A 14,526-nucleotide genomic window follows, 5' to 3' on the forward strand; every position below is an offset into this window, starting at 1 on the left:
GTGATATCAGTCATTACCTGATGTATCGGTACAACTGGATCAGGCCGCATCAAGCCAACGACGGACTCCCGCCCGCCGTGGCCGAGAAAAAACTTAACCCACTGTCCGGGATGGCTTGACCACTACAGCCCCCCCCGGTTGCGGCGAACTCGCCGAACTTCTCCTGCACGTCCTTGAAGATGTCACCGAGCTTGTCGCCCTCGATGCCAACGGAACTTGCCGCGGCGGACCATTTCTGGAAGGTGGTTGCGCTGGTGTTAGAGAGCTGGGCCAGGCGACTCATTTCTCCAACTGCCTGCGCTGCCCCCCTGACCATCCCGGCGAAGGCATCCAACCCGATCGCCCCGGCGATAACCTTGCCGACCGAAAGCACGTCTTGCTTGAGGCCTTCAAGGTCTCTGCCGACCTTGTCGAAGATGTCCTTGGTCTTGTTTACCGCATCAATGACCAGCTGCGTGGTGATCTTCCCGGCCATCAGCCGATCTCCTTGAGTAGCTTCTTGAAGGCGTCCTGCTTGACCTGCGCCGCGCGGCAGGCGATCAGCAGCACGCGGTTGCGGCGCCTTTCTTCTGCGTCAAGGCCGGCCAGGAAGGCCTCGATCTGCGGGAGGGTGTAGCTCTGCACATCGGCCCAGGCGTGACCGGCTCCGATCAGGCGCTGGGCGACTTCGCCCCAGCCAGCGCTGTTGCCGCCGCCGCCAGGGCTTCGTCGAAAAAAGCCGAGTTGACCTTGATCACCTCGGCCATCAGCTTGATGGCGACAGGCATCGGCAGGCGGGCGATCTGCCAGCGATTCAAGTCGGTGCACGCGCCGATGATCACGCGTAACGCGCCGCTCTGCCTGGCATGGGCATACAGGCCAACCCGGGACTCGGTGGAGATCATGCCGAGCAGCACCGAAGCCGCCTCCGAAAAGCGCTCGAAGTGGCGCAGATCTACGGGGCGAACAGCGACGGCACGATTTCCAACGTGAACGACAGCAGGCTCAGGGAAAAGAATCTTCAGGTCTGACATACTTTCTCCAGGCAATAAAAAACCCGCCGAAGCGGGTCTATTGTTGAGCGCTCAATTCACATCAGCATCCCAGGGATTGCCAGGACTGACGCCAGCGCCCAAATGATCAATTTCAGGATTATGACGGCCGGTATAGCAGCAATTGCCATCTTTACCAGCAGTGCCACCATCGATATGAATGGCATGTCGAAATCGACCACAACGACGGGCGCCGCGCCGCGCGGCAGCGGCATTTCAGGCCTGTTCCGCCTTTGCTCTGCTTCATGAGCGCGCAGCTGCTCAACAGAAACCTTGGCACCAAGCCAGGCGTCCTGCGCGACGAATGCAGCTCCGCAACGCGCACACCTTTCTGGGCTTGACTGCATCTCCGCCAGCGTTGGCTCGTAGTGGCACTTCGGGCACTGCATGGGCTTCCCTCCCAGTCAAATGAGATGGGAGCCTAGCACAGCCGATCAGTTGTCCTTGCTCTCGACTTCCCACTGCCACATGGCGGCCTCGCCGATGTCGAAAATGTTCGGGTCGGGCAGGATCTTGATCTGCACCGGGACGGTACCGAACTCTGCGCCCTGGTTGAGCGGGATACCGCCGTTGAGGGCGATCTTGCAGTAGTAGCACTGGATGCGGCGCTTCTCGTTGCTGCCGCCCTCGTTCTGCTGGCCGAACATCACGCGCCAGTACTTCTGGCCGGTGGTGAAGGGCTTGATGACGTCGACGGTCGGGTAGCTGTAGCTGACCTTGATCGGCAGCTTGAGGCTGGTCTCGGCGGCAATCTCGCCGGCCAGCACGCCGCCGCGCAGGATGCGGATGCCGGCCGGGGTGACGGCATAGTCGACGTTGCGGGTGTAGGCGGTCAGGCCGTCCGAGCTGGTGACGCTGGTCACTTCCAGAGGGATGTGGGCCAGCATGATGGTGCGGTCGATGTAGGCGTCGTGCGCCTCGTCGGACACGCTGCCGGACGGAACGCGCTCGACCGAGCCGTACATGGCCAGCGCGGCGGCAGCCGGCGAGAAGGCCACTGCATCACCGGTGATGGTGACCTCGCTGGTGGAGGTGACGCTATCCAGCGGCGGCAGGCCGATGCGGGTCGGGTCGGCGACGGTGATCTCGTTGGTGGTCGGCTCGGCGCTGACGTTCTCGAGCTTGAAGACTTCCTCGAAATTCCAGGTCGGCCAGGCGGCGACGTTGATCGGTCCGCGGAACAGTTGGGTATGCAGCATGCTCATGGGGTTCTCCAGGCCGGCGGCCGTCAGTTGTAGCTCTCGACGTAGTGCACGCCGATGGTGATGGTGATGCTGTGGGTGCTTTCGCCCTCGCTGGCGAAGCGCAGCTCGGCGCTGTCCTCGTCCTCGATCAGGCCTGGGAACTTGCGCTCGTAGAGGTCCTGGCCGAAGCCAAGGACACGCAGGATGTCGACGTGCACGTCATCGATGTCTTCCTCGGCCGCGCTGCGCGGGAAGATGACCTCGATCTCGTAGGTGCGCTGGCGAGTCGCCTGGAAGGACGCGGCGCCGGTGCGCACGTCGCTGACCGGGCGCACCAGGGCGAGCGGCATTGGCGCCTTGTCGCGCACGCGCTCGGTCGGGCCATAGACCTGCTTGATGTCGGTGGTGAAGCCGTTGGCCGGCTTGATCTCGGACAGGCACGCGATCAGGGCGGTGCCGATTGTGCTGACTCTGCTCATCTCGCCCCCTTGGCGATCTCCTTGCGCAGGCGCTTCTCGAACTCCTGCTGCAGGAAGGTGTTGGTCCACATGATGTTTTGGCTGTTGCTCAGGAGCTTGAACCAGTAGGCAACGGAAGGCCCAAGGGCCGGCCTGAGCCCGCCAGCCTGGTAGCTGTACGTTCTCTGCCCTTTCTTCTTGGTTTCTCGGGTGGTGGCACTGCGCGTTCGCCACGGCTGCTGCGCCGCGCTTGCCGGGTTGACGAAGCCTGCTGCCAGCTTGCGGCCTCCAGGCCCCCACACCCATATCCGCGCACGGGTCGGGGCTATCCACTCGAATATCCAGCGCTTGTACTGGGTGACCGGCACGCCGGAACTGGACGGGATGACCCTGGCGTTCTTGAGCTTTCCCCTGGCTCGTTTGATTCGTAGTCCGTTCCGCACCTGACCCCGGCCAAGGAACTTGTCCATCGGGCGGACGTAGTGCCTGGTTCGCGTCCGGGCTGCCGTGGTGTTGAGCGCGCCGCGGATGACGGGGTCGATCTTGCGACCCACCTCGGCAAGCCTGGCCTTGGCCATCTCGACGCCCTGCACCTTGAGGTTGATTCGCATCAGGATGCCTCCAGCCAGAGCCCGCGCACCACGCCGTCGTCGGTTTCGTCGGCGTAGCCGGTGATGGTGTAGAGGGTGCCGGCGACCAGCAGTTGGTCATCCACCTGCGGGCGCCCGATCTCGAGCAGCGCCACCTCGGCGCGGGTTCGGTAGTCGGTGACCTGGCCCATGTCGTCGAGGTACGGCGCGTTGTGGGTCAGGTGGGCGCGGCAGGCCGCCGGCGCGCCGTCGAGCGGACGGTGCTCGCCGGGCAGGCCGATCAGCTCGTGACAGCTGAGCACCAGCTCGGCACCGGTGCCCAGCGGGTCGCGGGCGCCGGTGATGTGCAGCAGCCGCGGCCCGCTGCGCAGGTAGCGGCCCTGAATCAGCTCGGCGCTGTAGCGGGCGCGCACCTCGATCATGGCTGGCGAGCGCAGGCCGGTGGCGGCCGGGGCGTCCGCAGCCTCCTTGGCGCGGATGCTGGCCCAGCGGGAGCCGTGCGAGACCGGCGCCAGGTCGGCTGAGAGGCTCAGCACCTCAACGCGGTGACGCAATTTCCCCGACCTCATCGCTCCCTCTCCGGCGGCCTATGTCCGCCCTGGCTGTACTTCGCGCACGGCTGATACCCGCCAAGCCCAAGCCGCTGCCTGACGCATCCTGCGCACTCGCATTTTTTGTTCATACGCCAAGCCCCGTGCGGTAGAGGTTGAGCAGCCGAGTGACGGCCGGGTTGTCTGCCCTGGAGACGCCGACGATCTGCGCCTCGCGGTTCTCGTAGAGGTCGGCGGCAATCATCAGCACGGCCAGGCGCACGGATGCAGGAACCGGAACTTCGCTGGGCGGCGATGCCGTCTCGTCCAGCCAGGGCAGGCTGCGCTGCAGGTACTGCTCTGCGTGGTCGATGCCAGCGGCAAGGAAGCCATCCAGCTCGGCGTCCGCCTCGGTGTCGGGCCACGGGTCGAGGCGCAGGTGACGCTTCAGATCAGCGATGGTCGGCAGGCTCACGGAACCTCCGGAACGCGTAGCTGGTGATGCCCTCGCGGCCGAGCTGCGACTCGATGTCGTTGTACTCGACGCAGGCGAAACCCTGCTGCTCGAACCACTGCAGCAGGCCGCGGTGGGTGAAGTAGTGCAGGTGCTCGCCGGGCTTGTAGTGCTTGCTGGCCAGGCAGTGCGCCTGGTCGCGGTAGATCGGCATGGACACGAAGACCCACTCGCCGGCCTGATCGAGCAGACGCTCCGGCTCGGGGATGTGCTCGAGGCTGTCCCAGCAGGTGATCGCCTCGGCGTGGTGGGCGTAGATGTCGAAGAACCGGCCCTGCCTGCAGAGCCAGTCAACCGCCTCGGCGTTGACGTCGTAGCCCCATCCTTCCACCTCGGTGACGAACCGCCCGCCGCCGATGCCGATGTCCACCGGCGGCAGCCCGGTGTGCCGGCGCACGAACTCGACGCGCGCGCGGGTCAGCGCAGCGCCCATCTCGGTAGCGTCGAGCTGCTGGTATTTCTCGAAGTACGGTCCGCTGTAGTCCATCGGCGGCCGCGGATGGAAGCCGCGACCCAGCTCGTCAGACCAGAGCAGGCAGTCGGTCAGCCCAGTCGGCAAGGCACTGGTCATAGTCGGCGATCCTCTTGTCGCAGGTGTGCTGTTTCTGGGTGCAGCGGCAGAAGTTGTCCGGCACCAGGAAGGTGGTGCGGCTCAGGTCCATGCTGCGGTCGGTGATCAGTTCTGGAGCGTTGTAGCCGCCCTGCCCGCCGCAGACGATCAGCGCCGGAACGCGGGCGGCGATGCTGGCCGGCACTATCCAGCCGATGCCGCCGATAGCCGCTGCGGCGCCCTGCAGCAGGGCGAGCAACTGCTCCACCGGCAGCTCGCCGGTGTGGTACTGCAGGTCGGCCGGCGGCAGCGGGTCGAGCGCCCACTCCTTGCCGTCCTCGAGGTCGGCTACGGAGACGACGGTGTAGCCGCGGCGGCGCATCTCGGCGGCGGCCTGGGCGATGTACTCGGGCAGTGGGTTGCGGGTGTCGGCCCGCCACTCGGCACGCACGGTGACCGGGCGCACCACAACGTAGCGCCCGCTGACCGGAGGCGGCCCGAAGTCCGGCAGGTCGAGCGGGCCTGGCTGTACGCCGAACCCATCGCGCATACCGGCGTAGATGCCGGCCCCGCCGTAGCGGATGTGGCGCACGCCCTGCGCGCCGGGCGCGGCAGACCAACGATGCTGCCTGGCGACATTCTTGAGCTGGGTGCGCAGCTGGGTGGCCGGGCGCAGGCAGTGCACGCGCGGCAGGTCTCGGTACAGTTGCGGCCATGGGGTGTGCAGGTAGACCGGGACGTTGAACTGGCGCAGGAAGGCGCGCTGGTAGATGCAGTCGCCGAGGCCTTGCATGCCGTGGATGATCACAGGATTCCCTCCAGGGGGAGCCGCCGGAAGCACTCCAGCGCCGTGTGCCGGCTGGCGTTGATGACCTCCACGCCATCAGCTTGGAGATCGCCGGCCATGGCATCCATGTGCCTCGCCCACTCGCGGAAGTTGCCGCCATTGGCAAAGCCCGCCGGGTGGTCGCCGTGCCAGTGGCTACGCCCTCCGGTGCGCTGGAAGTCGTAGCCGAGCAGAACGATGCGCCGAGCGCCGAAGTGCCAGGCGAGGTTGATCGCTTGGAAGCCGCTGTTCAGGCCGCTGTTGATTACGCCCGGCTGGCGGTTGAGGCCGCGGCCATGCTGGTAGGCGACCCAGTTGACGCCGAAGCGCTGGGCGGCGCGGTCGTTGCAGGTCCAGCGCTCGCCGGCGAAGTCGATGCCGTGGTAGCGCTCCCACCACTGCCAGTCGCAGGCGTAGAGAACATCGGCCCATGGCGCGGCCTGCCAGCTGGAGTTGACGGCGATTACGCCCGCTTCGCCCTGGCCTTGCCGCCACCGGCGGACGCGCTCGCAGTCCTCGGCGCTGAGGCTTGGCCCGCTGGCGAGGATGACGACGGTTCGCCAGCGGTTGCGGTAGGGTTTTTCTGCAGCGGCTCCTGCGCCATCTTGTTCAGCGGCGGTGCGGGCTCGCGGAAGCTGACCAGGCCGTTGGCCTTGAGCTCGGCGGCGTGGCGGCGGTTGGTAGCGTAGGTGTCGCCGACGCGACGGAAGTTGGGCTGAATGCCGTGCGGCTTCAGCACGGTGACGATGACTTCGTCCATTGCGCTCTCCGGGGAGGCGGGCGCCCGCAGGCGCCCTCTCCTATCAGCCGTTGATCGAGCCGGTGATGAAGGCTTCCGGGCGGTACACGGCCAGCGCCAGGCGCTCCTCGGCGCGGATGGTCACCATGTTGCGCACGAAGTCGTCCTCGTTCTCGGTCGACAGCAGCACCTCGATCTCCATGCGGTCGAAGATCTGCGCGCCCATGCCGAAGGAGCCGGTGAGGAACTGGCCCTGGGCGATGGCCTGGGTCTCGGAGACCGGCAGGCCCCAGAGGCGCGGCTCGGTGCCGCCGACCGGGCTGGCGATGATGTAGCGACCCTCGTTGTCCTTGGTCAGCTCGATGGCCGCCCAGTCGATGGGGTTGAGGACGAAGCCGGTGGCCGGCAGCTCGGCCAGGACGGCCTGCAGCACAGCGAGGCGCAGGCGGTCGATGGCGTTGTAGCCGGTCAGGCTGACCGATGGGTTGTAGGTCGAGGCCTGCGGAATGATGCCCAGCAGGTTTGCGCCAGTGCCGTCGCCGTTCAGCAGCTGCTGCTCTTCGGCGTAGCGCAGGCCGTAGCGCGCCCGGCCGTCGATGTAGCTGGCCAGACCTTCTGCATCGTCGAGCAGTTGGCGAGAGGCCTTGAAGTGGTGGGCGATGGTGCGCACCGGGGCGGTCTTCAGGTCGAAGCTCAGATCGGACTTCGGCTTCAGGGCGCCTTCGGTGACCGGGGCTGCGTTGTTGGTGTAGCCGGTTTCCTGCACGAACTCGATGGAGTTCGAGCCGGTGCGACCGGGGATCAGCAGGTCACGCACGGCGAGAGTGCGTTCCGGCGGGGCGATGATGCCGGGCACGCGCTGGCCGACGGTCAGCGAGGTGGTGCCGCTGACGCCGCTGCCGACGGTGGCGGGGACGGTCATCAGGTCCTTGCGGTCCATCTTGACGCGCATGGACTTGCGCTCGGAGCTGTTCATACCCTTGAAGGCATCGCTCTCGATGACGCGCTGGCCGATGCTCTTGTGCTCGGCCTGCTCGTCGCCGCCGCCGCGGCGCACAGCCTTCTGCTCGAGCTCGGTCATGCGCTCTTTCAGCTCGGCCATCTGCTGCAGGCTTTCGTCGGCCTTCTGCTTGAGCTCCTCGGTGACGGTGGCGCCGGCCTTCATCTTCTGGGCGATGTCCTCGCCGAAGTTCTTGACCTGATCCATCACGGCGGTCATCTGCTTGGTGACGGCGCTCAGGTCGTCGCCGCCATGCTCTTTGCGGCCGAATTCGCGCTGCTTGTGCTGCATGTTCATGGGTGTTCCTCAGATTTGCGGGAGTTTGAAGCCGGACAGCAGGTCGCTCATCTGCTGGATTGCTGCCGCCTTGGTGTCGCCTTGGGATGCCTCGGACTCCCGTCCTGGCCAGTTCTTGAAGCCGCCGGCGGCGATGGCCTCGGCTTCCGAGCGAGAAAACCCCTTCTCCCGAAGGAACTCCTCGAACTCGCGAAGGGTTGGGTACTGCCCCTGCGCCAGGCGCGCCTTGACCGCGTCGATGCGGGCCTCGTCGTTGGCAGGGGTGGTGACGATGGAGATTTCCACCAGGTCGAGCTTGGTCAGCGTGCGGATGCGGGTCTTCTCGTCGAAGGTCGACTCGCGGACCCAGTAGCCGATCGACAGGCCGGTGATCGCGCCGGACTTCATGCCGCGGTAGGCGGTCTTGGCGTAGCTGGATTCCTCCAGCCAGAGCTCACCCTCGCCGATCAGGCCGTGGCTGTCTTCCTTGAGGGTGTCGATCTTCCAGTTGCCGATGGGTTCGCCGGTGCGGTGCTGCCAGAGGATCGGGAAGGTGCGCCCCTTGGCCTTGGTCTCGGCCAGGCTTTCGAGGAAGGCGCCTGGGGCGACCACCTCGTTGTAGCTGTCGACCACGCCGAACACGGAGCCGTAGCCAGTAAAAAGGCCATCATCGCTGATGGCCTTGGTGTCGAACTCGAACGCCTTGGTCTTCAAGGCTGCGCTTTTCCGGAGCATTCCGGTTCCTCCTGGTCGGGGATGCCCAGCCACTGGCGCAGGGCGGACTTGGCCGCGCCGTCGCCGCCGGCGTTGCCGAGCTGGTCGATGGGCAGCAGGTTGGACTGGACAGTGAGCTGGTCGCCGCCGGACTGCGGCGGCAGGTTTTCCTTGCGCCGGATCTCGTTGCGGGTCATGACGCCGTTCTGCGCCAGGGTCGAGTAGAACGAGGCGCGGGCAGCGCTGTCGGCGCGCAACAGGCCTTCGATGGCAAACTCGGCGAAGTACCGGCTGCGCTCGCCAGGGGCCAGCAGGGATCGGCGCACGGCCTGCTCGATGCGGGTCAGCCATGGGCGCAGGCTGAAGGTCAGGAAGCCGATCATCATCTGCTCGACGCCGGAACCCCACATGGTCTGCCCCGCGGCGTTGTGGCCGATCAGGCCTGGCCAGACGCGGAACCAGCGGCAGATTTCCTCGATGTTGAAGGCGCGCGTCTGCAGCATCTGCGCGTCTTCGGGGTTCATGGTGACCTGCTGGAACTTCATGCCGGCCTCGAGGACCATCATCTTCCCGGTGTTCATGGAGCCGGCGAACTGCTCGGCCAGACTGGTGCGCACCTCTTCGCGCTGGTTCTTGTTGAGGATCTGCTCCATCGACAGCACGCCGGATGGGCGCATGCCGTTGGCGAAAATCTTGCCCGATGCCTCCTCGGCCGCCATGGTCGCGCCCAGCGTCTCGCGGGCGTAGCTGACCGGCGACAGGCCGACGATGCCGTTGGTACCGAAGGCGCGGATGTGCATCATGCCGCCCTCGGCAATCGCCCGGGTGGCGTCGGTCAGCGGGTCGAGGTAGCGGTACTGCAGCGCGCCATCCTCGCCGACCTTGACCTTCATCCGGTCGGGCAGCAGCGGCACCAGAGCGACGATGCGCGCTCCGATCCGTTCGATCTCGACGTAGGCGTTGCCCTGCAGAAGCAGGCTGGCCATGACCACCTCCCAGAACTCGACAGCGGTCATGTCGGCGTTCGGCTGGGCATGCAGCAGGCTATACAGCGGGTGGCTCGATGCGCTGCGCCGACCGTCGTCTGTGCGCTCGTAGAAGCCGAGCGGCAGGGTGGCGACGGTCTCGGCCAGCAGGCGCACGCACGACCAGACGGCGGACAGCTGCAGGGCCTTGTCGACGGTGACGCACTTGCCGGAAGAGGACTCGCCGCCAGACCAGGCGGCCCAGAATGAGCCGTCGGTCAGGCGGATGGTCTTTCCGATCCATGCGGACAGCGCCGACTTGGCCAGGCCGGGCTGCGCCGACTTGTTGAGCGCCCGATTCAGGACGCTGGCGAGTTTGTCAGCCACCGGTCATCCCCTTGCGAATGAAGCCGCACGCGGCGAATGAGGCGATGCCTCCGGCGATCAGCGCCCAGCCCGGACCGTACAGGATGTGCACGCCAGCGCAGGACAGGCCGACGCCGGCCAGCCAGAGCAGCAGGAACAGGATCAGTCCGGGGTTCATGGGATTATCCGATGACTATAGGGTTGGAGAGGTAGTCGTCTAGGCTGTCGCCGGACTCTTCGCTGGCGACAGCCATGGCGCGGCCGATGGCCATGATCAGCGCCACGGCGCCGTCGATCTTGTTGTCCACGTGCTGCTTGATGGGGCGAACCACATCGTCGTTGCCGGGCAGATGCTTGCCGACCACGTTGCTGATGCACCAGGTCATGATCGGGTTGCCGTCATGATGGAAACGGCCCGACTCGATGGCGGCCTCCAGCTCCTTCATGGGCGTGCTCATGTTGGTGTAGTTCTGAGTGATGACGACCGGAGTCAGTCCTTCGTCTTCCAGCTGGTGCGACAGCGCGGTAGCGCCGGCCGGGTCGATCGGCGTCTCGCGGACCGGGCTGCTGTGACTGGCCTCGATGGCCTCGGCGAGGATCTCGCGATAGTCGACCTCGGCGCCGGGCGTCTCGATCAGGTGACCGCTGTTGACCCAGGCCTGGAAGCGTTCGGCCATCCGCTGGTTGTCGCTGTTGCGCACCGTGTCCTCGGGGACCCAGAAGCGCGGCTCGATGCAGTAGTAGTGCAGCCTGCCGTCGATCTCCCGCCAGAACAGGCGGGCCATGCTGTTCATGTCCAGCTTGCGCGCCATGTCACAGCTCAGGATGACCTCCTGCCCCTCGAACTGCTCAAGCATCAGGCTGCTGTCCTCGCAGGCCTTCCAGCTCTCCAGGTTGAAGAAGCCGGCCTTGGCGCTGGTCCAGACGTTCAGGTGCTTGGTCTTGAAGGTGTTAGTGAAACGCGCCGAGCGGATGGCACGCTGCTGCTGGCTCTCCAGGTACTCCTGATAGACCGAGATGCCGATGTTGGGGTTGGCCTTGGCCAGCACCTTGGGGTCGGTCCAGTCGTCGCCCTCGTCGATGGTCCAGACCCAGCCGAACAGCTCGTCATCTGGCACCAGACCTTCGAGCATCTCGATGACCTGGCGGCGCTTGTCGTAGCAGGGGCCCTCGATGTTCGCCCCGGCCGTGGTGATGATGAACATCAGCGGCTGCCGGCGGGCGCCCATGCCGGTGAGCATGGTTTCGTAGAGGGCGGCGCTGTCGTGCTCGTGGTACTCGTCGACGATGGCACAGCTGGGCGACGCGCCGTCGCCTGGGTTGCCGATCATCGGCTCGAAGCGGCTGGCGTCGGCCGGGCGGTTCATGTTCGAGGCGTTGACCTCGATGCCGGCGGCCTGCATCAGCAGCGGGCTGCGCTTGATCATCAGGCGGGCTGGACGGAATACCTCCCAGGCCTGCTTCTCGGTAGTGGCACCGCTGTAGACCTCGGCGCCGAACTCGTCGTCGGTGCAGAACATGGCGATGCCGACGCCGGCGGCGATCACGCTTTTGCCATTCTTGCGAGGCACCTCCCAGTAGCTCTCGCGGAAGCGCCGGTAGTGCGGCTTGGCCTTGCGCACCCAGCCGAAGGTGCAAGCCATGCCGAACAGCTGCCACGGCTCGAGGGTGACCAGCTGCCGCTTGAAGGCCCACTCGCCCTTGGTGTGCGGCAGCAGCTGGATCAGCTTCAGCTTCTTCTCGGCCTTGGCTGGGTCGAACTTGTAGGGGTAATCCTTGGCCTTGCTGGCGGCCAGGTCGTCGAAGTGCCGCTGGATAGCCTGGTGGATGTAGCGGCAGGCCGGAACCTTGCCGCGCAGCACGTCCTTCGCCCACCGCATCGCCTTCTCGACGTTGGGGTGAGCGGTGGCGGCCATGGCGAACTATCCAGACAGCAGAGCGGCGAATGGGTTTTCGGTCGATGCGTTCTTGTTGCCGCCGATGATTCTGGAGCGGCTGGACGGGTCGAGGCCCAGGAGGGAGCCGAAGGTCACGATCTGGCGCATCGCCTCGTTGGCGGCGGTGAGCGCAGGGTTCTTCATCGGGCTTCCCTGGGCGCTCTGCACGACGATGCCGAACTGCTGGACAGACTCCTCGGCCAGCCGCCACTTGTCATAGGCGGCGCAGAACGCCTCGACGTTGTGCAGGTCGGTGATGCACAGAACCTTCTCGCGCAGCAGCTCGGGCACCAGCATTCGCCACATGGTCGCGGCGCGCGGGCTGAGCCACTCGGGCGGATCGATGTCGGTAATGGCCGAAAACTCGGGCTCCGCCGTGTTCAGGGCGCGCTTTCCCGGGTTGCCGGCCAGCTCTTTCTTGGCGGTCGGCTTCGGCTTTCTGCCTCGGCCAGGCGCTCGTGCGGTTCCGGCCATGGCGCGACTTCCGATTTTTTAATTTCGCGGGCGTGAAAAAATGGCTCCCCCCGTCGTTCGGGAGGCGAAAACTTCCTGACTTTTGACCCGCCCTCCCCCTGTCGACGTGAGCCGATTTTTCAGCCCGCAGAGTTTCCCGTCGATTTCTGAAAATGAGAATTCATCTCATGCGCCACCGACAAGGCCGACCTTGGCACCCACCCTGTTGTGGCACGGGCGGCACAGGGCTCGCAGGTTGTCCCAGTCGAGCGATAGCTCGGGATGCGTCTTGCGTGGCTTGATGTGGTCCGTGATCTCCGAGGCCGCAGCCTGGCACTCCTCGCAGACCGGGTGACGCTTCCGGTAGTAGACGCTCAGCTTCCTCCATCGCTCGGTCCGGTAGAAGCAGTCCGAATCGTCACGCCGAGCGTTGTACTGCCGGTGCGCCTGCTTAAGCTGGACGGCGCGGCGCTCTTCAGCGGCAGCCTTGTGCCTCGAGCAGTAGCTGTCGCCGCGCACCAGCGCCGAGCAGCCCGGGTGGTTGCAGGGGCGCAGGGGGCGCAGAGCCATTACTGCCCATCCACCTTGCCCAGATCATCCCGCAGCTCCTTCAGCTCGCGCACCAGATCCGGCAACGCCACGCCCTTGCGCGCCTCACTCCAGGCGAACCATGCGCGCACCAGCACCCACGCCGGCAGGCCGGCCACGAAGATCACGCCGCCGATGGCAATCACCCCGATGTCGTCCTGTGCCCAGTGCGCCAGATCGAACCAGCGCACGACGAACGCCCCGCCGCAGATGCTGCAGACGGCCGTGCTGATCGTGGCCACCACGAACTCGCGGGCGGTCTTGGGCAGCGTCATGGCCATCACCACGACAGCGGCAAGCACAGCCGCGAAGCCGAAGGCGCCAAGCTTGTACAGGGCCAGGCCGCCAGCGGCGGTGGATGCGGGTTCGGTCATTGTCTGCATGCTCGATAGCCCTGCGGGCAGTGATAGGCGGCCCGCTACACGCGCCCGCCGGGGAGCAAGGGTGCGGAGGGGCCAGAAAGGATTAAACGACAAGCCAGTCTTCGGCGAGCATGTCGGTCTGCGACGCCAGCCAGCCGATCACCATGGAGCCGTCGGCGGCGCGCATGTCGATATGGGGAAGCAGCCGGACATTGTCGCCAGGCGCCTCCTTGGCGCGGTGGGCGGCAGCATGTCCGGGCTTGGCGAGTTCCGGTGCGAACTCGGATCCCGGCGTGTACGCCAGCCACATACCCTTGCCGTTCCAGCCAGCGCGCGCCACGCGGAGGCCGGCCTTCAGCGCCTCGATGGCCTGGCCGAAGGTCATGCCGTCGATGGGTCGGTAGGCACGCGCGAACACGTCCTCCGGGCTCCAGCTGATATAGCCGGCGTGGCGCGGGTCGTTGGCCTTGCCGCCGTCGTGGTACTCGACCAGATAGCCGGCGTCGGCGCCGTCCTCGTTGGCCGGCAGCTCCCAGCCGCGGTAGGCGTTGTACTCGGCGCGCGTCATGGGCTGCGCGCTGACGATCTTTGTGCCGATGTACTGTTGCGATGCTTGGCCTGACATGCTGACTCCAGAAACGAAAAGGCCCCGCACAATGGCGAGGCCTGGAATGGATGCGAGGGACGGATTCGAACCGCCGACCTTCAGGTTATGAGCCTGACGAGCTGACCGCTGCTCTACCACGCAGAAACGGAAAAGCCCCGGACTGATCGCTCAGCACCGGGGCCTCGGGGTTGTCTCGCGCTGTAACTACGCTCCATGAACGCGCAATTGCCACAGCATGGGTAAATACTCGCTCACTCGCTCAGTCGCGTCAAGCGGCGCGCTCGACCAGCACGCCCTCCGCCTCCAGGATCTTCTCCGCCTCGACCAGCGCCTCGCAGACCATCTCCTCGAGCACCTTGTGGATGCCCAGCCTCCAGCGGCGGCGGGTCTGCTCCGGCCGGCCATCGGTATCCCAGGTGTTCATGTCGTAGAACTCCCGCGGCAGCACGATCAGATCGCGCGTACTGCGCTTACCATCCACCCCCTTGAGCGGCGGAATCGCCCAGGCCGTGATCGCCTTGTGCAGGAACAGCGCCGGCGCCGGAGTGGCCACCACCGGACACAGCTTCCCGATTGCCTCCACCTTCCGCCCCTTGTGCGTGCTGTACTTCGCCACCAGCGCGTGCCAATGCCGAGGCTTGAGCCCATGGTGCAGCCGGGCGAACACCCAGCAGTCGGCCGTCATGCGGTCCTCTGCCGAGATCGCCGGACCGGCCGGGCGAGCCTCGCCGGCCTGGTACAGCTTCTGCCAGGCCTGCTTGGCCGTGCTGTCGATGCACTCGGCCGCCAGAGCCGATACCACTGCGCTGAGCGTGCTGCTGTAGATCATCCCCACC

22 protein-coding genes and 1 tRNA gene are annotated in these 14,526 nt (G+C 66.0%); all 23 read right to left on the reverse strand.

Annotation, left to right across the window (positions count from 1 at the left end):
• Nucleotides 1-49: 49 nt before the first annotated feature.
• Nucleotides 50-475, reverse strand: a complete 426-nt coding sequence (locus tag RA210_RS06525) for a hypothetical protein (protein WP_201485802.1) — start codon at nt 473-475, stop codon at nt 50-52.
• On the reverse strand, nt 475-624 hold the full coding sequence (locus RA210_RS06530) for a hypothetical protein (RefSeq protein WP_201485803.1): 150 nt from the start codon (nt 622-624) through the stop codon (nt 475-477). Before RA210_RS06530 ends, RA210_RS06525 begins: the two co-directional genes overlap by 1 nt.
• Nucleotides 625-650: 26 nt before the next feature.
• Nucleotides 651-1,013 carry a hypothetical protein gene (locus RA210_RS06535; RefSeq protein WP_201485804.1) on the reverse strand — a complete coding sequence of 121 codons (363 nt, stop codon included), beginning with the start codon at nt 1,011-1,013 and terminating at the stop codon, nt 651-653.
• Between the two features lie 56 nt (nt 1,014-1,069).
• On the reverse strand, nt 1,070-1,420 hold the full coding sequence (locus RA210_RS06540; RefSeq protein ID WP_201485805.1) for a hypothetical protein: 351 nt from the start codon (nt 1,418-1,420) through the stop codon (nt 1,070-1,072).
• A gap of 45 nt (nt 1,421-1,465) precedes the next feature.
• The gene (locus RA210_RS06545; protein WP_236574645.1) at nt 1,466-2,236 is read right to left on the reverse strand and encodes a hypothetical protein; all 771 of its coding nucleotides are present in this window, start codon (nt 2,234-2,236) and stop codon (nt 1,466-1,468) included.
• 23 nt (nt 2,237-2,259) lie between these two features.
• Nucleotides 2,260-2,694, reverse strand: a complete 435-nt coding sequence (locus tag RA210_RS06550) for a hypothetical protein (RefSeq protein ID WP_201485806.1) — start codon at nt 2,692-2,694, stop codon at nt 2,260-2,262.
• The gene (locus RA210_RS06555; protein WP_201485807.1) at nt 2,691-3,284 is read right to left on the reverse strand and encodes a hypothetical protein; all 594 of its coding nucleotides are present in this window, start codon (nt 3,282-3,284) and stop codon (nt 2,691-2,693) included. Before RA210_RS06555 ends, RA210_RS06550 begins: the two co-directional genes overlap by 4 nt.
• Nucleotides 3,284-3,817, reverse strand: a complete 534-nt coding sequence (locus RA210_RS06560; RefSeq protein WP_236574647.1) for a hypothetical protein — start codon at nt 3,815-3,817, stop codon at nt 3,284-3,286. Before RA210_RS06560 ends, RA210_RS06555 begins: the two co-directional genes overlap by 1 nt.
• A 124-nt stretch (nt 3,818-3,941) precedes the next feature.
• Entirely contained in the window at nt 3,942-4,268 is a 327-nt protein-coding gene (locus RA210_RS06565; protein WP_201485809.1) for a head-tail connector protein, read from the reverse strand.
• The gene (locus tag RA210_RS06570) at nt 4,246-4,878 is read right to left on the reverse strand and encodes a methyltransferase domain-containing protein (RefSeq protein WP_201485810.1); all 633 of its coding nucleotides are present in this window, start codon (nt 4,876-4,878) and stop codon (nt 4,246-4,248) included. The genes RA210_RS06565 and RA210_RS06570 overlap by 23 nt, the downstream gene beginning before the upstream one ends.
• Nucleotides 4,829-5,665 (reverse strand): hypothetical protein, encoded by an 837-nt coding sequence (locus RA210_RS06575; RefSeq protein ID WP_236574648.1) that lies wholly within the window; start codon nt 5,663-5,665, stop codon nt 4,829-4,831. The genes RA210_RS06570 and RA210_RS06575 overlap by 50 nt, the downstream gene beginning before the upstream one ends.
• A 481-nt stretch (nt 5,666-6,146) precedes the next feature.
• Nucleotides 6,147-6,443, reverse strand: a complete 297-nt coding sequence (locus RA210_RS06580; protein ID WP_201485811.1) for a hypothetical protein — start codon at nt 6,441-6,443, stop codon at nt 6,147-6,149.
• A gap of 43 nt (nt 6,444-6,486) precedes the next feature.
• Complete coding sequence (locus RA210_RS06585) at nt 6,487-7,719, reverse strand: phage major capsid protein (protein ID WP_236574649.1); 1,233 nt, start codon at nt 7,717-7,719, stop codon at nt 6,487-6,489.
• Nucleotides 7,720-7,728: 9 nt separating this feature from the next.
• Nucleotides 7,729-8,433 (reverse strand): HK97 family phage prohead protease, encoded by a 705-nt coding sequence (locus RA210_RS06590; RefSeq protein WP_201485812.1) that lies wholly within the window; start codon nt 8,431-8,433, stop codon nt 7,729-7,731.
• A complete protein-coding gene (locus tag RA210_RS06595; RefSeq protein ID WP_236574651.1) occupies nt 8,409-9,764 on the reverse strand; it encodes a phage portal protein in 1,356 nt (451 codons plus the stop codon). Before RA210_RS06595 ends, RA210_RS06590 begins: the two co-directional genes overlap by 25 nt.
• Nucleotides 9,757-9,921, reverse strand: a complete 165-nt coding sequence (locus RA210_RS06600; RefSeq protein WP_201485813.1) for a hypothetical protein — start codon at nt 9,919-9,921, stop codon at nt 9,757-9,759. Before RA210_RS06600 ends, RA210_RS06595 begins: the two co-directional genes overlap by 8 nt.
• Nucleotides 9,922-9,925: 4 nt before the next feature.
• Nucleotides 9,926-11,659, reverse strand: coding sequence for a terminase large subunit (locus RA210_RS06605; protein WP_201485814.1), 1,734 nt, complete (start codon nt 11,657-11,659; stop codon nt 9,926-9,928).
• A 6-nt stretch (nt 11,660-11,665) separates the two neighbouring features.
• Nucleotides 11,666-12,154, reverse strand: coding sequence for a phage terminase small subunit P27 family (locus tag RA210_RS06610; RefSeq protein WP_201485815.1), 489 nt, complete (start codon nt 12,152-12,154; stop codon nt 11,666-11,668).
• Between the two features lie 165 nt (nt 12,155-12,319).
• Nucleotides 12,320-12,703, reverse strand: a complete 384-nt coding sequence (locus RA210_RS06615) for an HNH endonuclease (RefSeq protein ID WP_201485816.1) — start codon at nt 12,701-12,703, stop codon at nt 12,320-12,322.
• Complete coding sequence (locus RA210_RS06620) at nt 12,703-13,095, reverse strand: hypothetical protein (RefSeq protein ID WP_201485817.1); 393 nt, start codon at nt 13,093-13,095, stop codon at nt 12,703-12,705. The genes RA210_RS06615 and RA210_RS06620 overlap by 1 nt, the downstream gene beginning before the upstream one ends.
• 91 nt (nt 13,096-13,186) lie before the next feature.
• Nucleotides 13,187-13,708: a DUF2829 domain-containing protein gene (locus RA210_RS06625; protein ID WP_201485818.1), complete on the reverse strand. Its 522-nt coding sequence runs from the start codon at nt 13,706-13,708 to the stop codon at nt 13,187-13,189.
• Nucleotides 13,709-13,755: 47 nt separating this feature from the next.
• A tRNA-Met gene (locus RA210_RS06630) sits at nt 13,756-13,831 on the reverse strand.
• Nucleotides 13,832-13,958: 127 nt separating this feature from the next.
• Nucleotides 13,959-14,519 (reverse strand): hypothetical protein, encoded by a 561-nt coding sequence (locus RA210_RS06635; RefSeq protein WP_201485819.1) that lies wholly within the window; start codon nt 14,517-14,519, stop codon nt 13,959-13,961.
• Nucleotides 14,520-14,526 lie beyond the last annotated feature (7 nt).

The organism is Pseudomonas sp. OF001, assembly GCF_904426495.1.
In the GTDB taxonomy this organism is placed as follows: domain Bacteria; phylum Pseudomonadota; class Gammaproteobacteria; order Pseudomonadales; family Pseudomonadaceae; genus Geopseudomonas.